The following is a 19,193-nucleotide window of genomic DNA, read 5'->3' as shown; positions in this document are numbered from 1 at the left end:
GATTTGTCTTGAAATACGCTTTTGAAGATCATTGCTGGAAGGATATCATTCCGCAAGAAGTGCTGGAAATCTATAAGCCGTATCACCGGGAAACCTTCGTCGGCAAGCGGCCGGCTCTGTTGGTGGTCGACTTGTATAATCTAGCCTATCAGGGAGGTCCCCGTCCGGTCCTTGAGCTGCAGAACGAGTTTCCCAGCTCCTGCGGCATCCATGCGTGGGAGGCCATTGAACCGACGAAGAGGGTGTTCGAGGCGGTTCGTTCCTTGCAATGGCCTGTCATTTATCTGACCAGTGACAGAATCACGCGAACGAACAGCAAAAAAGTATCCGCAACCAAACGGAAATCGTCCTCCGTCAGCGAGGATGCCTATAATATTTTTCCGGAATTCAGTCCGAAGCCGGAAGATTTAATCATCAGCAAAACGAGGGCAAGCGCATTTCACGCTACGCCGTTGAGCGCTTATTTGACGCTTATGGGGATCAACAGCCTGATCATTGTCGGCGAATCCACAAGCGGCTGCGTACGGGCAAGCACGGTCGACGCTTATTCCCATGGCTATCACGCGGTAGTCGTTGAAGAATGCTGTTTTGACCGGAGCCCGATTTCACATAAAATCAGCCTGTTCGATCTCCATCACAAGTATGCCGATGTGATGCATGTCGATGAGCTGTTGGACCATCTTTCGGCGCGTGAACCCGCTCCGGCTATTTAACGTCGAGACTTCCGGCTTGATGAGACGTTATGGGCCAATTGCTGTGATCGTTGATTTCATCCTCGAAGTGGCGTATGAACAATTGATCCAGGCTGTTCAGCTCCCCTTCCCGATAAAGAATAAATAATTGGCTTAACGGAAACGGGTTGTGTTCAATTTCGATTTGAACCAGCTCGTTTTTTTTGACTTCATTTTTCATATATGAAGGACCGGAAAAAAGCACGCCTACATTCATTTGAATGAAATGCTTGAGCAAGCTCAAGTTATTGGATTCGAATTTAGGCGTATAAGTCAAATTCAGCTGATTGAGCGTCACGTCAATGAACTTGCGGGATTGCGTATCCTTTTGGTAAGTAATGAGCGGCTCCTGCAAAATTTCTTCGAGTCCGATTCGTTTATGCTTGGCAAAGCGGTGCCGGGGAGAGACATACAGCATGATCGGCTCGCTATAGACCAGCCGATAGCTCAAATCCGTGTCATTGCTCGTATAACGCGTGATGCCGAGCTGGAACGTTCTGCTCTTGATTAATCGCACCAGCTCCGATGTGGAGTAACAGTATACCTTGATGGATACGTTGGCGTGTTTGGACGTGAAAGAATCCATCACCTGAGGGAGAATACAGGAGGCAAACGAACTGTTGCAGCCGATTGACAGCTTTCCGGTCGTGCCTGCTTTGACTTGACCTACCGCTTCTTTTCCAGCTTGGACGGCGCCGACGATCGACCGGGCATAAGGCAAAAAAGCCTTGCCTTCCTCCGTTAGCCTGACCTTTCCTTTTCCGCGGATCAGCAGAGAGTTGCCTACTTCTTTTTCCAGTTGGCTAATCCGGTGGGATACGGTGGGCTGGGGCAAATATAATTGGTTAGCCGCTTGCTGGAAGCTGCCGACTTGATAAACCTTCAAGAAAGTCACAATATGCTCGATGTTCAACTCAAATCCACCTCCAGATATTATGGTATATATAATAACATAATGGCGTAATTTACGCAGTTTTGAATCCGATTTCATTCAAATTATGAATAAAATGATTCAGATTCCATTATTTACTTCTGTAATAAAAGAAAATATGATGGAATCACAGAAAATAAGTTAATTTAATGTAATTTAATATAACATGAAAACGGAGGAGATTGGAATGAGTGTAAAAGGATGGGATCGTTTTTTGTCGGAACGGGATAAGCAGCATAATGAGCTGTGGGGAAAGAAGGAAGTAAGAGGCTTCGGACAAAAGCCGGCCCTGCTTCTTATTGATATTTACTACAGCGTGCTTGGAACCAAGCGGGAGCCGCTCTTCGAATCCATGAAAACATGGCCGGGCAGCACCGGACTTGAAGGGTGGGCCGCAGTGGATCAAACCGCCGAGCTCCTTGCTGCAGCCAGAGAAAACGATATTCCTGTCATTCATATTAAAGGGCTGTCGTCGCCGATCAAGCCTTGGATAGCCAGAACGTCGCGACGGGGTATGCCGGAGGAGCTTCGCGAGATCGGCTCGCAAATCGTAGATGAAGTCAAGCCGATGCAAGGGGAGCTTGTTATTGAAAAGTCGGCTCCCAGCGCTTTTCAGGGAACGCCATTGGCCTATCACCTTATCAGTCTTGGCATCGATACGATCATATGCTGTGGGGAGACGACCAGCGGGTGCGTCCGGGCATCGGTCGTCGACGGAGCGACGCATCGATTCAAAATGGGGGTTGTTGAAGAGTGTGTGTTTGACCGGACGGAATCGTCCCATTGGATCAATTTGTATGATATGCATCAAAAGTACGCTGATGTAGTGAATTTGTCTGATGCAATCCACTACTTTAAGGAGATTGGTGTAAAGAACAAAAGCCTGGTTTAACCGTCATTCACCGGCTGAAATTATGATTTGTGATAAGAGGGGGAGCAACTGATGAGAACATGGAAACTGGGCCTTACCTGCTTATTGATCGTCATGATGTTTTTGACGGCATGCGAAACCAAAGGAGGCACCGCATCGGAGACTAATCCGAATCCGGGCACAAGCTCCGGCGGGGCAGGGACTGCTGAAAAGGTATTGAAGGTCCGTTTTTATGATGATCCGGCCGGCTTTGACCCGGCAAATATATTCCGGATTGAGAATGAAAATATTGCGTTTAACATTTTCAGCGGACTGACCACCTATGATTCGTCAACCGGGGCGATTATACCTGACCTGGCGGAATCATGGGAGACCTCGGATAACAAGACATGGAAGTTCAATCTGCGCAAGGGCGTGAAGTGGCAAAAAGGATATGGGGATTTTACCTCCGCCGATGTACTGTACTCTTATAACCGTATTCTGGATCCGGCAACCGCCTCACCTTATGCGGCAGAATTCAACAACGTAGAAAGCTTTGAAGCGCCGGATACTCATACGTTTGTCGTTAAACTGAAGAGCCCTGACGGAAATTTCCTGCATCAGGTGGCAAACTATCATCAAGGCCAGATTGTCAAGAAAGAGGCCGTTGAGAAGTTTGGAGATCAAATCCGCTGGAATCCAGTCGGAACCGGCCCTTATGCTATGGAGAAGATCGATCCGACTTCAGAGATCGTCCTTGTAAGGCATGAGGAGTATTACAAGGGACCCGCACCGATCAGCAAGATTGTTTTATCGATTATGAAAGACGATGCCACCGCTGCGATTGCTTTGCAAAACGGCGAGATCGACGTGCTCATGCGCACCAATCGCGAGGAGAATCTGGAGACGTTGAAGAATGCGGGCTTCAAAATGAATCGGGTCGACAACTATGCCGTATCGCTCAAGGTATTCAATTTGGATCACCCGATTTTATCCAATCCAAAGGTGCGTCAGGCCTGGGCACATGCCGTTGATTTTCAGGCCATCGCGGAAGGGGTAACTCCGAATCTGCAAATGGGAGCTAAAAATCTGATGCCGGAATGGATTGAAGGCCACAGCAAGAACGTGCCGGTCTATGAGTATAACCCTGAAAAAGCGAACCGGCTCTTGCAGGAAGCCGGATATGCCAACGGATTCAAAATCAAAAATCTGGCCACTTCCGCTACAGGAGTAACAGATCAAATGCAGCTGGAGCAGGAATATCTTAAAGCGGTGGGGATACAATTGGAGTTTGAATTGGTCGATACGCCGACCTTTAATCAAAAACGCAACCGCGGTGAGTTTGAAACGGCTACCCGGCTGCTGCCGGCGGTGAACCCGGATATGATTCTCTCGAGCTTTCTGCACCCCGATAATATCGCACCTAAAGGCTTGAACGGCGCCAGATACAACAATCCCGAAGTCACAGCCAAGCTGGAAGCGGTGAGGGCTGAGATGGATTCTGACAAGCGCAAGCTTTTATATGAAGAGATTCAGCGGATTGCGATGACGGAGCTGCCGTATTTGCCTACCTTCGGAGGGAATGTATTCTGGCCAAGCAAACCGAATGTAGACGGAGTGGTCATTAATAAACTAGCGCAGGTCAACTTCTATGATGTAGATATCAAATAACATTCCAGGTGGTGAACCGCGATGATCAACTACACCATGAAGAGAGGATTGCAGCTGCTTGTTACGATGTTCGGTGTGGTGACTCTCGTGTTCTTCTCCATTCGGTTGATTCCCGGCGATCCTGCTGCAGCGATCGCCGGAGACAGCCTATCGGCCGAGGCGCTGGAGGAGCTAAGAGAGAAGCTCGGACTCCATGCTCCTCTTTGGTCTCAATATGTCGACTATTTGAAAAGTATAGCTAGTCTGGATTTTGGCACGACGATTACCACAGCCCTACCGATTGCCGAACTGCTGCTCAAAGCTTTGCCCGTTACCTTGATTATAGCGGTATTCACGGTGCTGTTATCGGTCCTCATCGCCATTCCGCTTGGCACGATCGCTGCTTTCCTGGCTCACAAAGGCAAAAAAGCTCTGGATAATATCATCACATGGGCCGCTATGGTGGTGGATCTGATGCCCTCCTTCTGGACTGCGCTGCTGCTCATGCTGTTCCTGTCGCTTAATTTGCGCCTGTTTCCTGCGAGCGGAACGATCAGCTTCGAGGATCCGGTCACGTTCCTTCTACGAGTGGCAATGCCGATTCTGGTGCTTGCCATCACTCAGATGGCTGCGTTGGCAAGAATTACCCGAACCGCTGTATTAGAGGTGCTTAATGAGGATTACGTAAGAACGGCCAGAGCGATGGGGGCTTCCGAAATCGTCGTGGTGTTTAGACATGCGTTAAAAAATGCGATGCTGCCCATCATCACCGTCGTTGGTCTCAGCTTCGGCAACCTGTTGAACGGTACCGTCATTGTCGAATTTATCTTCTCCATACCGGGGATCGGCTCACTCCTGGTGTACGGCATTAACAGCCGGGATTACCCGCTTGTCCAAAATGTGATCTTATTCTATGCCTTCGTGTTTGTGGCGATCAATTTTTTGACCGATTTGGTTTACAAAAAGTTCGATCCGAGAGTTCAGTTCTAAATATGGAATAGAAGGGGAGGGATGGAGCTTGAAACAAGAAGCGGTTCAAACGTCGATGATCGGGCAATCCTCTGCATTGCCGCGTTGGTCAAAAATAAAAATTCCTTACGTCATGTTTTTTGTCAGGAATAAAAAAGCGATGTGGGCCATGCTGATCCTAGCGCCCATTCTGCTGTCAGCCGTCATATCCCCTGTGCTGCCGCTGCCGGCGCCGCTCGAAACCAACGTCCGGCAGAGCCTCTCGGCCCCCTCGCTGGAGCATCCCTTCGGTACGGATAAGCTGGGCAGAGATGTGCTGAGCAGGACATTATCAGGGATAAAAGTATCGATGCTGGTCGGGTTGAGTGTCGCAGCCATTGCTCTTCTGTTCGGGATTGTTCTGGGTACGATTTCCGGATTTTTCGGTAAAACGGTGGACCGTGTCATTATGGGGATTGTGGATATATTCTTGGCCTTTCCCTCATTGCTGCTGGCCATCGGGTTGGTTGCGGTGCTGGGCGCGGGAACGATTCCGGTGATTTGCGCGATTGCGCTGGCCGATGTACCCCGGTTTATCCGTCTTCAGCGTTCGCTGGTGCTGAGCCTGAAGTCGAGGACCTTCATTGATGCGGCCAGAACGGTCAACGCCTCCCAAGGGTGGCTGATGTCAAAGCACATCGTTCCCAATACGATAGCGCCTTTGCTCGTTGCGGCCAGCATCGCCGCTGCGAATGCCATTTTGGTTGAAGCCAGCTTAAGCTTTCTCGGCCTGGGGATTCTCCCGCCGGCTCCGTCTTTAGGAAATATCATTCGTGACGGACAGTTGTATCTGCAGCAAGCCTGGTGGATTTCCACGCTACCGGGTATCGTTATTTTGCTGATTGCCATCGCATTGCACTTTTTATCCGACGGCATTCGTGAAGCGCTGGACCCGAAAGCAAGAAAATAAGCGTAAATTCAGCATTTCAATTCAAAGCTAAGGAGGCGGGTGGCATGGAGAAGGAACCCATGATCAAAGAGTCCGTTCCCGTTTTGCAGGTTCGCGATTTGCATACTCACTTTTTTACGGATTCCGGCACGGTAAAAGCAGTAAACGGGGTTTCCTTCGACTTGCAGCGCGGCGAACGATTGGCTATTGTCGGCGAAAGCGGTTCGGGCAAAAGCGCCATGGCGATGTCGTTAATTCAGTTGATTGCCCATCCGGGCAGGGTTGTCTCAGGCAGTGTCAAGCTGGAGGATCAGGAATTGTTCGGCATGAGCGACGGCAGGCTCAACAAGCTGCGCGGAAGCTCCATTGGAACCGTATTTCAGGATCCGATGGCTTCCCTTGATCCGGTCATGCGCATTGAGGACCAAATGGTCATACCGATTCGAAAGCATCTGAAGCTTGGCGCCAAAGAGGCAAAAGAGCACGCGATCCGGTTATTAAGCAGTGTAGGTATTCCCGATGCCGAGAAAAGAATCATGTCGTATCCGTTTGAAATGAGCGGCGGTATGCGGCAAAGAGTTATGATTGCCATGGCGATATCCTGTAAACCGAAGCTGATCATCGCGGATGAGCCGACCACGGCGCTGGATGTGACCATTCAGGCCCAGATTGTTGAACTCATGAAAGACATTACGGAGAAAACGGGCAGCGCCATGCTGTTTATAACCCATGATTTAGGCTTGGTGGCACGCTTCGCACAGAAAGTGGCGGTGATGTATGCAGGCAAAATCGTGGAATATGGAACCGTACATGAGATTTTCGGGCGGCCCAAGCATCCGTACACGCAAAGCCTGCTCATGACGATCCCGAGCGTTAATGGAGAAAAGAGAGAGCGGCTGCTGCAGATTCAAGGATTTCCTCCGGATATGAAATATCCAGTGTCGGGCTGTGCTTATAAGGAACGATGTCCTGTAGCTTCCGACCGCTGCTACCATAATATGCCGGCTCTGACGATAAGAGGAGGACAGCACCTGGCGGCTTGTTGGGAATTGAATGGCATGATGTCCGAGGGGGAAGACAAGGTGATCGGCTTGTTAGGCGGCAGGAAGAAGGAGGCTCCCGCACTCGTGGAATCGGACACGAAAAATAAAAAAACAGACCGTAACCGGCCCGAACCCGTGCTCGAAATCCGGGAATTGCGCAAGCATTACAAGAAGACATCCGTCCTGCCGTGGAAAAAACCGGTTGAGATTCGTGCCGTTAACGGGATTGACCTGACCTTAAAGCAAGGGGAGACGATCGGGATTGTAGGCGAAAGCGGCTGCGGCAAAAGCACTACGGCGAGAATGATGCTGCAGCTTGAACAGCCCACTTCCGGCAGTATCCATGTGGATGGGAATATTCAAATTGTATTTCAGGATCCTTACTCCTCGTTTAACCCGAAGATGAGTATAGGGGATATTATTGCGGAGCCGCTGAATGTCCAAAACATCGGGACACGGGAGGAACGAAGGTGGAAGGTCAGGGATTTGATCCAAAAGGTCGGCTTGGATCCTGCTTATCTGGACCGGTATCCGAGCCAATTAAGCGGTGGGCAGCGTCAGCGTGTTGGAGTAGCCCGGGCCCTTGCGCTTAATCCTTCCGTCGTAGTGGCCGATGAGCCGACTTCGGCGCTGGACGTATCGGTACGCGCGCAAATTATTAATTTGCTTTGTGATTTGAAAGAGGAAATGGGGCTAAGCTTTATTTTTATTTCGCATGATTTGTCCACAGTACGGTATATTTCCGATTCCATTGCCGTCATGTATTTGGGGGAGATCGTCGAATTCGGTCCCGCTGAAGAAGTATTTACTCATCCTGCCCATCCGTATACGAAGGCGCTGCTAGCTGCCGTTCCCGTTCCGGATCCTTTCGTGGAGGAAGGACGGAGCATCAAGCTGCTGTCAGGTGAAATGCCAAGTCCGGCAAATCCTCCCCAGGGCTGTGCGTTCAGTACAAGATGTCCGATGGCGACGGAACAGTGCTCGAAGGAAAAGCCGGTCTTAACGGACAAAATGGCGCTGCGAAAGGTTGCCTGCCATGCTGTCTCCTGACTTCTACCGCAAATTTGCCATCTATGGGGGAGGTTTTTTTTTCACCATTACGGGTATGGCGCAGCCGTTTTTCACCCTTTACGCCCAGGAATTGGGGGCATCGATGGCGGCAATCGGTTTTATGGTTACCCTGCGCTCCTTGCTCCCGATATTTATCGCCATGCCCGTCGGACAGCTGATCGATCTGATCGGTGCGGTCAAAATGCTGAAAATCGGCAGTGTGCTCCTGATCTTGTCGCTGTTTACGAATATGATAGCAAACGGGTTGTTTCTGCTGGCTGTTTCCCAGCTGTTCATGGGAGCCAGCATTATCATTATGGCCTCTTCTCTTCAGGTTATGGTCTCCGAAGGCTCGAAAAACGAACGGAATGAAAATATTAAGAAATACTCGATGTGGATGTCGGCCGGGGGGATGCTGGGACCGCTGATCGGCGGAGCGCTGACCTCTTTGTTCACGTCGAAGCTTTTAGGATATAAAGTGACCTTCGGAGCGGCTTGCGCCATTTCTGTGATATTCCTGATCTTATTACTTGTGATTGCTAAAGGTTACCGAAAGGCTTCGGAAGGAAATCAAATGGCCGCTAAAGAACTGCTCAAGCTCAAAGGAATCATGAACAGCTACATGAGCGGGATCCATTTAACCAAAAGCCGGGCCGTACAGTTCGGTTTAATCGGAACCTTTCTCATTATGTATATACAAGTGCTGTTCACGAGCTTTGTGCCGATCTATTTGGACGAAAAAGGCTACACGACACTGCTGATTTCTATCATTATTTCGGTTCAGGGATTAGCGGGAATGATGTCCCGATTTGCTTTGGGCTGGATTATGAAAAGGACTCATTTGGAACGCATTCTGATTTTTGCCGGGTTGATTGCTTCCGTGTGCCTCGTTTTTACTCCGATCGCCGTTTTGCATACGGCCGGGATTATCGTTTTGGTTATGATTATGGGCAGTGCGGTTGGCATTAATCTTCCGGTGAGCATGATGATTATGGTGAATGATACAGAGGAGGCAGACCGTGGAAAACTGATGGGACTCCGGCTTTTAATGAACCGCTTTTCACAGATTATCAGTCCGGCCATGTTTGGTGTGTTAGGGCAATCCCTGGGACTAACCGTCGCTTTTTATACGGGAGGCGCATTCCTGGTAGCGACCATTCTTGGTTTTTCTATCTACTCCTCCGCCAAATGGGGTTTAAAGACCGCGGGCCTGGAAAGGGTTGACAAAGCTCCTGCGTCCTTTGTTTCCCCTCCATCGAAGAAGGCTTCCTCCTGATGATGCATATACGGCCCGGGCCTGTTCCTTGCGAACGGGTCCGGGCCGTTGTATGTAGGATTGCCGGAGAGGATATCTCCGGTTTATTGCTTTTTACTTGATGCTTTGCTGCTCTTCTTCAGTGATAAAATACATATGAATATCGTAATGTGGAATTTCAAATCCGGGATGACCGTTCGGCACAAATTCAATATCCGTCTGCACAACTGCCGGAGAAGGCACGCCTTTCATTCCCGGCAGGTTAACAAAGCTTTTACCTTCGGCGAAGTGCTTCTGATCGATCATGTATTCAAGGAAGACGAGCTTTCCGTTGTACACCCCATAAATCGGTCCGTTCGGCAGTTCGCCTGCAGCCGGATTAGCCCAGTGCTCGCCCATGGCCGGTACGACTCCAGGCTCAAGCTGGATGGTGCCTTCAGGCAGAGCGAGGACGTACACTTCTTTGCTTTCCTGATCCCAAGACACGTTTTGCGCGCTTACGGCAGCCGCCAAATCTCGTACCCATGCGGTCGGCTCGCCATTGTTGATTTGAACATTGATCGTTTTGTCATTGAACTGAGCCGTTTTTTGGTCGGCGCTCAGCTCGGAGGTCTTCCCGAAAAGCTCGGCAAAGGCGGAGACGGATACATAAACATTGCCTTCGGTATTTTGATGGTTCGCCTGAGATTTGACTTCAACCCCGTTAACCAGCACGGTTAGAGTATCCTTTGCGATATTTTTTACGGCAGCCGGAACACTTCGTTCAGCGGCTGGAACGCTTTCAACGGCAGCGGGGGTGCCGTGAGCAAACGCTGAGCCGGCGGATGCCAAAAACAGGGTTAATGATAGGAGGATCGTTTTTTTCATTTCTTAAACACACTCCTTAGTATGTATTGGTTTCAAAATAACAACGTTGGCCAGTAAAGCGGACTGCATTTCAGTGAGCGGCTCATTACCGCTTTTTTCATAAAGCCCCCCAGTCTTTCTAAGTGTATAAGTCATGCTATCCTCTTAAGATTCATGATGTGCTTTTGGAAACGTGATGTTATATATATGCGCTATCAAAATAATCTTGCCAACCAGATTATCTCAAAACAAGAAATAAATTCTAAATTTTTCTATAGGTTTGCTATAAATATGCACTATCACTACAGATGGTTAAACCAGTACGATGCGGCTGCAAAGAATGATAATGCACCAGGCTAAATAGACCAAAACCCTTGTTCCACTTGCATGTCAGCCCCTAATACGAATCGGTTGAATCAGTACTATTGCCAGTCATGGGGATCGAACCTATGATATGAAATGTAAGCGCTGTTACAGATTCTGATCATTCCAGTCAGGAGGTCAACGGACGATGCAGGAGTATGATGTTCAGTCACCCCTTGTTCAAGCCACGCGAATAAAACGTTCGCCGCTTATGCGGGACTTCATAAGAGACCGGTGGCTGTATTTGCTTTTATTGCCCGGGCTCTTGTATTTTCTAATATTTAAATATGTGCCGATGTGGGGCTTGATCATGGCATTTCAGGACTACAAGCCTCATTTGGAATTTATGGGCAGCCCATGGGTAGGACTGAAGCATTTCGAACGATTTTTCTCGGAACCGCAATTTTGGATGCTGCTTCGAAATACGCTGCTGCTTGCGATTTACAATCTCGTGTTCTTTTTTCCGCTTCCCATTGTTTTAGCACTGATGTTAAATGAAGTCCGCAAGGAAATGTTCAAACGGTTTGCGCAGACGCTGCTGTATTTGCCGCATTTTGTTTCATGGGTTGTTGCCGTCGGCATATTCTATGTGCTTTTTACGACCGAGGGCGGGATCGTCAACGAGATGATCGCACAGATGGGGATGGAGAAAATTCCGTTTCTGCTCAGCGAGGAATGGTTCCGGACGATGATCATCAGCCAATCCATCTGGAAAGAAGCGGGCTGGGGAATGATCATTTTCCTCGCGGCTCTCTCGGGGGTCGATCTGCAGCTATATGAAGCGGCTCGTATCGATGGAGCAGGCCGTTGGCGACAGCTATGGCATATCACTCTGCCTGCTATACGCAGTACCATTGTCATCTTGTTTATCCTCCGTTTAGGGAGCTTTTTGGATATCGGTTTTGAGCACATCTTCCTGATGCTTAATTCGATGAACCGGGAAGTCGGGGAAGTGTTCGATACCTATGTCTATGTGAAGGGCTTGACACAGGCCCAGTACAGCTACAGTGCGGCTGTCGGGATGTTCAAATCGCTTGTCGGCCTGGTGCTGGTCGTCGGCGCCAACTGGCTGGCGAAGAAATTCGGCGAAGAGGGCGTCTACTAAAACATCGGGGAGGCTTAAAGCATGGAAGACAAATCCTTAAGCAACAGGATATTCAATACGGTGAACTATTCTCTCCTGTTTATCATCTCTATTGTTACTGTCATTCCGTTCGTTTATATTATTGCCGTTTCCTTTGCTACACCGAAGGAAGTTTCCCAGGGGGGACTGCTGTTGTTTCCTTCTGAATTCACCATGGCCGCCTATAAATACATTTTTTCAACGGACACCATGGTCAGAAGCATAGTTGTATCGATCTACGTAGCTGTACTAGGGACGTTCATCAATCTGCTGTTCACTTCGCTTATGGCATACCCTTTAGCACGTACGAATTTACGGGGTCGCCGTCCGATACTTTTGATGGTTCTGATTACGATGCTGTTCAGCGGGGGCATGATCCCTACCTATTTCGTCGTCAGATCTTTAGGTATGATTGACACCTACTGGTCTCTTATGATCCCGTCAGCCATCAGTGCGTTTAACTTAATCGTTCTGAAAAACTTTTTTCAACAGATTCCCGACGGCTTGGAAGACTCGGCGAAAATGGACGGCTGCAACGATTTGGGCATTTTGTTTCGGATCGTCATCCCCTTATCGATGCCGGCCATGGCGACCTTCGGATTATTTTACGCGGTGGGGCATTGGAATACGTTTTTTAATGCGGTCATGTATATCAACGATTCCGAGAAATGGCCGGTGCAGATCGTATTAAGGCAGATCGTTTTGATGTCCCAGGACCGTATTGGAGATTCCACTTCCCAGCAGGATCCGATGGATTATTTGCCTCAAACGATACGAATGGCTTCCATTGTCGTTGCGACCATTCCTATAGTTTTGGTATATCCGTTTTTGCATAAGCATTTTGCCAAAGGCGTCCTGTTAGGCTCGGTAAAAGGATGATTGGAAAGATGATCCGGAAAGTCCCGTGGGTTGGGTTTTGCAGAAAATACTTCGATGAAGAAGTTTTTCTCTAGCAAGCTTATGCCGGATTATAATTGAGGAGGGGTAACTAATGAAAAGAAAACGTTATACCGCTTTGCTATTATCGTTGGCCTTGAGCGCAGGTACGCTTGCAGCGTGCGCTGAAAAAAGTGAACCGCAGCAAGGAGTGGAGGGACAGCCAGACAATTCACCTCTTGAGGTGACCATCGCTACACAGCAGGTTGGGGAAGCTCCTAAAAAAGACAGTGACGTTGAGCTGGCGATCGAGAAATATACAAATTCCAAGGTGGATATTCAATGGATTCCCCAAGCTGCTTTTGAAGACAAAAAGAATATCATGATTGCTTCCAACGAAATGCCCAAAGCTTTTAAATTAACGTATAACGCCACGACCCTCAATGCCATCCAATCCGGATTGTTTTGGGAAATCGGCCCCTACTTAAGCGAATACAAGAATATATCTTCTGCCAACCCGATGTATTACGATAATATCAAAGTGGACGGCAAGCTGTACGGATTGCCGCTGTACCGGGATATCGGACGTGCCGGAATCATTCACCGCAAGGATTGGTTTGACGCCTTGGGTCTGAAGCCGCCGGTAACGTTGGATGACTGGTATAACTTGATGAAAACGGCTGCTGGGAGCGATCCGGACAAAAACGGGCAAGCGGACACATACGCATTTTTTATGGACAGATCGTACAACGACGCGGCCCTTAGCAATTCGTTTATGACTCGTCTTTCGGTTTCGCAAGGGGCTCCTAATAAGTGGGGGATCGAAAACGGGAAGGTCGTACCTGAATTTATGACGAAGCCATACCAGGATACGATGAAGCTGCTCAAAAGAGCGTATGCGGAAAAATTAATCAACCAGGATTTTTCCGTTGTTCAAGCGGCGGATGCAGACAACAAATGGAATGCGGGAAAAGTCGCCATCCGGATTAATACGGTGGCCTCTGCGGCAGCCACGTCTTTTGACAACGTATCCAAGGCTAATCCAAAGGCTGTTGTAGATATCGCGCCTTACATGGGACCTTCCGGCAATCGCGTACCAGCCGAGCCGGGGAACAACGGGTTTTTCGTTTTCCCGAAATCCAGCGTAAAGGATGAGGCGGAGCTAAAGCGTCTGCTGGGCTTCTTCGATCAGCTTCTGGAACCGGAAATGTCTACGCTGCTGACAAGAGGATTTGAAGGCAAACACTTTGACAAGACGCCTGAAGGCAAAGCCAAGTTTAAGGATTTGACACTGTTTAACCTCGAGGTGAAGCCATATCGCGACAGTCTGCCGTCGTTTGAGGTTACGGGTACCGGTCTTCCATTGGAATTAAACGAGCTGCAGGCCAAGGGCTGGAAGGTGGTTGCCGATAACCTGCAAAATGTGGTCCCGAATGTGGCCTTAACGCTTACATCGATGACCTATGTGGAAAAGGGCGCCGAGCTGGATACGATGATTCGCGATGCCCAGACGAAATACATTATGGGTAAAATCGACGATGCAGGCTGGGAAGCGGAACTGGAAAGATGGAAAAAAGCAGGCGGCGCTCAGGTTATGGAAGAGTTTACGGCGGAGTACAACAAACAGAAAAAATAGGAACAGCCGCGCATGAACAGCTTCTGTATGAAGCTGTTCATGCATACGAAACAGATAGAAAACCGGAGGATACGGAGTGAAACATTAAAGTCACGGTGTAGGCCGATGCGTTAAGAGCCTTTTGCAAGCCCGTGTTTGCAAAGTCGCTTCCCGGGCAAGAGGCGGCCATCATTGCGGAAATTTGGTGGATGCCGACTTGCTGGGCGTCGAATCCCATGGCGTCTCCCGTGTACCGGGATACCTGAAAAGAATGGAACAAGGCTTGATTGAAAGAAGCACAAGCATCACACTTTTGTCCGAGACACCGACCATGGCCATGTATGATGCCGGTAACGGCTGGGGACAGGTCGTCTCCGTTCAAGCGATGAAAGCAGCCGTCGAAAAAGCGAAGGCCTACGGTACGGCATTTGTCGGAGTAAACAATTCCAACCATTTCGGTACCTGCTCTTATTATTCCCGGATGGCTGCCGGGGAGGGCTGTATTGGCATCGCCATGACCAACAGCTCGGCGGCGATGGTGCCGTTTGGCTCCAGTGAGCCTTCGCTCGGAACGAATCCCTTGTCCATTGCCGTGCCTGCCGGCAGAGGCAAGGATTCGGTTGTGCTGGATATGGCCGCCAGCAATGTAGCCGGAGGCAAAATTATGGTTGCCAAAACGAAAGGCGAATCGATCCCGGAGGGCTGGGCCATTACGAAGGACGGCGAACCTACGACCGATCCGACCGCGGCCTTGGAAGGCTTCCTGCTGCCTATGGGCTCCAAGGGTTCAGGCCTAGCGATTATGGTGGACATTTTATCCGGCGTCCTGACAGGAGCCTTGTTCGGCAAGCGGGTGCCAAGGATGTAAGAGGATCCGGAACCTCAGCGGGTCGGGCATTTTTTCGGAGCGATCAAGGTCGACGCCTTTATGGATTTGGAAGAATTCGGCCGACGCATGCAGGAAAAGATCGAAGAGACGGTACGCGGCAAGCCGGCCGATACAACGGAGTCAACATTCAAGCCTATATATCCTAGCGAAGGGAAGAGGGATGGGATGAATGGCGCAATTTCTTATTACCGAAAGGTGATCGAAAGCCTAGATGTCCCGTCCATTCTTTATTTTAAGAATGCTGGGCTGCTTTCCCGAAAGGCAGATGATTTAGTAAAGGAGTTGAAATGATGAACCATTTGGAATTGTTAAAGCTTATGGCAACGCGTACACTGGCTTTAAGCTTTGAACATTCGGACCAGCCCGGGGGCATACGCTGGCGCAGGTGGGATTGGGCTATCGGGATTGCATTTTATGGCTTATGGAAAACGTATGAAATCACTAAGGATGAGGAAATTCCTACGAAGATGAAGCAGTGGATCGATCAACGGATTGACTCCATTGAGAAAATATGCGTGAATTCGAATTCCCTATTAATGACCATGCTAGAGCTGAACGAGCGTGTTAAAGACGAAAAATATGAACAAGTATTCCAAACGTTTGACCGCTATCTGATGATAGAGGGCCGCCGTACTCCCTCCGGAGCATTGGAGCATACGGTTTTGGACAATAACTGGGCACACCAGGTATGGGCGGACACGATTTTTATGAGCTTGCTGTATTTGGCGCAAAGGGGACTGGCTTTGCACAATGAAGCGTACAGACGAGAAGCCTACAGGCAGCTTGATATTCATTATAAGCTGCTGTTTGACCCGCAGGCGGAGCTGTTCGTACACGGCTGGCATGATGTGGAGCGTAAACCGATTGGTGTTCATTGGGGTCGCGGAAATGCCTGGATGACAGCCGGGACGGTGGATTTGCTGGAAACCGCACCCGAAGATTTGCCGGAACGCCAGGAGCTGACCGAAACTCTTCACAAACAGCTGGAGGAGTTAGCCAGGCTTCAGGACCCCTCCGGTTTATGGAGAACCGTATTGAATTGCGAGGATACTTACCTGGAGACCTCGGTAACGGCAGGTGTCGCCTATGGCGTCATGAAGGGAATCCGTCTTGGCATGATAGACCCGAAATTCCGCGATATGAGCGAGCGGGCATTCTCGGCCATGGTGGACAAGATCGATCTGCAAGGATATGTCACGGGGGGATCCACGGGTACTCCAGTGAAAGCGAACGCCTTGGAATACAATAACATTGCGTTTGATATTACGCCGTTCACCCAAGGTCTGGCTTTGCTGGCATTTTCCGAAGCCGTCAAAGGAGAGTTGGCCATGGAAATCTCGGATGCCAGATGAATTATTGTCGGCGTGCCCAGACATACTGGCTTTGTCAGCAGGCATGTGATTGTAGAAATCGATACAGATGAGGGGCTGACAGGCATCGGAGAGATGTGAATGGAGGAATGCTTCCGTTTACCAGCTGAAGGACCGAATTTCCCAAACCCGGAAACAAGGTTCACAAGGTGTGTGCTGAAATAAAACGATGGTGCTCCGGGATATCCCGGCCATCGTTTTTCTTGTTTAAAAACGCTTATAACCTGAAATCAAGACGTGATAATCCTTTTTTATCACGGTAAAGGCTGCTTTCTGATATAATGATAAACGTAAAAACCTGGTTCGTCTGGTTATTCTTTCCCTGATTTCTCGTATTTCAATACTTAAATAGGGTAGGAGAGATTATCTATTGCCTAAGTATTTCTATCGATTGATTCTATTCACCCTGCTGCTGGTAGCCGCACCGGTTGTATCTATCGGTATGATTTCCTATCACATCGCTTCCCGGGATATCGAAAGAAAAGTCAATGAGGGCAATGCGCAAATCCTATTGCAAAACCAAATGCGAATCGAGGAAGGCTTAAAAAATGTTGAGATGGCGGCAGTGCAATACTTAAATTCGTCGTTGGTGATGGATTCCATCTACGATAATTTGACGCATGAGGATTTTCAAACCATAACGGATCTGGGCAGAGGTCTATACAATTTGCACTCGTTATCGGGTGTAGCTGACACTTATCTGGTGAACATGGAAATGGGGTGGATGATCAGCAAGCTCGGTTTTACAGCCGCTAAGGAGTACCCTAACAAGAATGTCTTAGAGGAGTATGCGGCGCATCCGCAAAATTTATTTTGGCTTGCAACCGGTTCTGATCAGGGAGCCCTAGGAAATGACGGACTTCAAGAGGATGGAGGCAGGATTCGACTAATCGTTAAGCTGCCGATGATCACGGTATCGGCGGCGCCCAAAGCGTTGTTAATCATCGATATGTCTCATAGCGAGCTGGAGCAGGATTTGGCTCAAGATGAGACATTGGGAAATATTTATATTTTGAACCGTCAGCGCGTCCCTTTTTTGTCCAGTCCCGGTTCCGTTCCCATACAGGATGCGGTCATGGAGAAGCTGAGAACCGTATTATCTGAAAGCGGTTACTTTGAAGGCGGCGCCATGGCGGTCAACTACAAGGTGTCCTCCTATAATAATTGGACATATGCTTCCATCGTTTCCATTGACGGGATTACCAGAGAGTCCAAAAAAATTGCAATGTTAACGTTAAACGTATGCTTGGTCATCTTCGTTATTATCGCCGCCATTGCTTTCTACGGGAGCCGACGGATGTATTCGCCCATCCGAAGACTGTTTGTCGTTATGGAACAAATCGGAGGAGAACCGGCGGATCCGAAGAAGAAAGATGAGTTTGCTTTTATTGAGGACCGGTTCAATGCTTTATTCAGTACGCGAAAACAGCTTCAGCAGCAGCTTTCCGGACAGCTTGCGCAAATGAAAGAGTTTTTTTTGCTTAAGCTGTTTATGGGACAAATCACGGAGAGTGAGTTTTCGTTTAAAAGCGAGACGTATGGTTTTGCCGACAAGGGCAAGGCTTTGGGGGTGCTGGCGCTGCAAATCGACACTCTGCGGGAAACCCGGTATATGGAAAGTGACAAGGAACTGCTTCTGTTTGCCATCAATAACATTGTAGGCGAACTGGTTCCGGCCAATCGCTTGCTTGGTGCCTTGCTTTTGGATCAGTCGCAGGTGTCGCTGCTGACGGGGAGCACGGACGATCCCGAGGGAAACAAAGCGTATTTTCATCAGACGGCGGAACAGATTAAATTGAAGGTTCACGAGCTGCTTCAGCTGAAAGTAAGCATTGGAATCGGCCGGCCGTTCTCACGATACACCGATGCGATGAATGCATACTCCGAGGCGCTGGAGGCACTGAAGCGAAGAATTCGTCTTGGAAACGACATCATTCTCCATTATGATGATATCGTACCGGTGCATGGCCTTGCGGAAAGCATGATTCCTCCATTAAATCACTTGGAAGACTACATCGTGAATGCGCTTAAAGCAGGTGATGCGGAATCGGCCATGGAGCACTACGATCGTTATGCGGCTTCGATCATGGAAAGAGACGTCCAATTTAATGATTATCAGGTATTTATGCTTCAATTGGTTGCCCGGATCTACCAGACGGTTCGGAAGCAAGGAGGGCTGCTGGACGGTTTGATCGGGTGCAATTCCGCCGTGAATCAACTCATGAAGTTGAATACGGTACAGGAGATGACCGCCTGGTTTAAAACCGAGCTGCTGCCGCCGACCATTGCCTTCTTTAAGAACCGTGTGGATTCGGAGTATATCCATACCGCGCACCAAATGGTTCAAATGATTCATGAACAGTATGATCAGGATATCTCCCTTGAGTCGTGCGCAGCGGCGCTCAAATTTCATCCGGTGTATTTAAGCCGGGTGTTTAAAAAGGAGATCGGGGTGACGTTTATTGAGTATTTGACGGAATATCGGATGAAAATGGCAAAAATGATGTTGGAAAATACGGATATGAAGATAACGGAAATTGCAGAACGTCTGAATTACACCAATTCCACCGGTTTTATCCGGACCTTTCGCAAGCTTACGGGGATGACGCCGGGGCAATACAGAGAAACCTGTTCCAAATGATGGCAACGGGAATGTATGGAATGCAGATGGCTCTTGCGCGCGTTGGACGGCTGTTTCACATGA

16 protein-coding genes are annotated in these 19,193 nt (G+C 49.0%); 14 read left to right on the top strand and 2 right to left on the bottom strand.

Translation table 11 applies throughout. From position 1 onward, the window contains the following. Window positions 1-8: 8 nt before the first annotated feature. Window positions 9-713 (top strand): isochorismatase family protein, encoded by a 705-nt coding sequence (locus ACZYR9_RS03795; protein WP_488977100.1) that lies wholly within the window; start codon window positions 9-11, stop codon window positions 711-713. On the opposite strand, the gene ACZYR9_RS03790 is transcribed toward ACZYR9_RS03795, so the two are convergent. Further along, window positions 706-1,644, bottom strand: a complete 939-nt coding sequence (locus ACZYR9_RS03790) for a LysR family transcriptional regulator (RefSeq protein WP_488977099.1) — start codon at window positions 1,642-1,644, stop codon at window positions 706-708. The two genes, ACZYR9_RS03795 and ACZYR9_RS03790, sit on opposite strands and share 8 nt — an antisense overlap. A 205-nt stretch (window positions 1,645-1,849) precedes the next feature. On the opposite strand from ACZYR9_RS03790, the gene ACZYR9_RS03785 reads away from it, so the two are divergent. Genes ACZYR9_RS03785 through ACZYR9_RS03760 form a run of 6 tightly spaced genes read left to right on the top strand, consistent with a single transcriptional unit; the run spans window position 1,850 to window position 9,428 of the window. Further along, complete coding sequence (locus ACZYR9_RS03785; RefSeq protein ID WP_488977098.1) at window positions 1,850-2,554, top strand: isochorismatase family protein; 705 nt, start codon at window positions 1,850-1,852, stop codon at window positions 2,552-2,554. Between the two features lie 51 nt (window positions 2,555-2,605). Beyond that, a complete protein-coding gene (locus ACZYR9_RS03780) occupies window positions 2,606-4,183 on the top strand; it encodes an ABC transporter substrate-binding protein (protein WP_488977097.1) in 1,578 nt (525 codons plus the stop codon). A 21-nt stretch (window positions 4,184-4,204) separates the two neighbouring features. After that, window positions 4,205-5,152 (top strand): ABC transporter permease, encoded by a 948-nt coding sequence (locus ACZYR9_RS03775; protein WP_488977096.1) that lies wholly within the window; start codon window positions 4,205-4,207, stop codon window positions 5,150-5,152. Window positions 5,153-5,180: 28 nt separating this feature from the next. Further along, the gene (locus ACZYR9_RS03770; protein ID WP_488977095.1) at window positions 5,181-6,080 is read left to right on the top strand and encodes an ABC transporter permease; all 900 of its coding nucleotides are present in this window, start codon (window positions 5,181-5,183) and stop codon (window positions 6,078-6,080) included. Between the two features lie 44 nt (window positions 6,081-6,124). Further along, entirely contained in the window at window positions 6,125-8,152 is a 2,028-nt protein-coding gene (locus tag ACZYR9_RS03765) for an ABC transporter ATP-binding protein (RefSeq protein WP_488977094.1), read from the top strand. Next, window positions 8,139-9,428: an MFS transporter gene (locus tag ACZYR9_RS03760; protein ID WP_488977093.1), complete on the top strand. Its 1,290-nt coding sequence runs from the start codon at window positions 8,139-8,141 to the stop codon at window positions 9,426-9,428. The genes ACZYR9_RS03765 and ACZYR9_RS03760 overlap by 14 nt, the downstream gene beginning before the upstream one ends. A 93-nt stretch (window positions 9,429-9,521) precedes the next feature. Here the strand turns inward: ACZYR9_RS03760 and ACZYR9_RS03755 are convergent, their stop codons facing one another. Then, window positions 9,522-10,274 carry a stalk domain-containing protein gene (locus ACZYR9_RS03755; protein WP_488977092.1) on the bottom strand — a complete coding sequence of 251 codons (753 nt, stop codon included), beginning with the start codon at window positions 10,272-10,274 and terminating at the stop codon, window positions 9,522-9,524. Between the two features lie 490 nt (window positions 10,275-10,764). Between ACZYR9_RS03755 and ACZYR9_RS03750 the strand changes: the two genes are divergently transcribed. The 7 genes from ACZYR9_RS03750 (at window position 10,765) to ACZYR9_RS03720 (ending at window position 19,130) form a co-directional block, all read left to right on the top strand. Next, entirely contained in the window at window positions 10,765-11,721 is a 957-nt protein-coding gene (locus ACZYR9_RS03750; protein WP_488977091.1) for an ABC transporter permease, read from the top strand. Window positions 11,722-11,742: 21 nt separating this feature from the next. After that, window positions 11,743-12,618 (top strand): carbohydrate ABC transporter permease, encoded by an 876-nt coding sequence (locus ACZYR9_RS03745; protein ID WP_488977090.1) that lies wholly within the window; start codon window positions 11,743-11,745, stop codon window positions 12,616-12,618. Between the two features lie 112 nt (window positions 12,619-12,730). Further along, window positions 12,731-14,251, top strand: a complete 1,521-nt coding sequence (locus ACZYR9_RS03740; RefSeq protein ID WP_488977089.1) for an extracellular solute-binding protein — start codon at window positions 12,731-12,733, stop codon at window positions 14,249-14,251. Window positions 14,252-14,447: 196 nt separating this feature from the next. Beyond that, window positions 14,448-15,098 carry an Ldh family oxidoreductase gene (locus tag ACZYR9_RS03735; RefSeq protein ID WP_488977088.1) on the top strand — a complete coding sequence of 217 codons (651 nt, stop codon included), beginning with the start codon at window positions 14,448-14,450 and terminating at the stop codon, window positions 15,096-15,098. 60 nt (window positions 15,099-15,158) lie between these two features. Beyond that, window positions 15,159-15,410: a hypothetical protein gene (locus tag ACZYR9_RS03730; RefSeq protein ID WP_488977087.1), complete on the top strand. Its 252-nt coding sequence runs from the start codon at window positions 15,159-15,161 to the stop codon at window positions 15,408-15,410. Continuing rightward, window positions 15,407-16,471, top strand: a complete 1,065-nt coding sequence (locus ACZYR9_RS03725) for a glycoside hydrolase family 88/105 protein (RefSeq protein ID WP_488977086.1) — start codon at window positions 15,407-15,409, stop codon at window positions 16,469-16,471. Before ACZYR9_RS03730 ends, ACZYR9_RS03725 begins: the two co-directional genes overlap by 4 nt. A 388-nt stretch (window positions 16,472-16,859) precedes the next feature. Then, window positions 16,860-19,130, top strand: coding sequence for a helix-turn-helix domain-containing protein (locus tag ACZYR9_RS03720; protein WP_488977085.1), 2,271 nt, complete (start codon window positions 16,860-16,862; stop codon window positions 19,128-19,130). Window positions 19,131-19,193: the final 63 nt, after the last annotated feature.

The sequence above is a fragment of the Paenibacillus sp. F024 genome (assembly GCF_057814255.1).
Note: the sequence above shows the minus strand (reverse complement) of the source record. Positions and strands in the feature narration are given on the sequence as shown.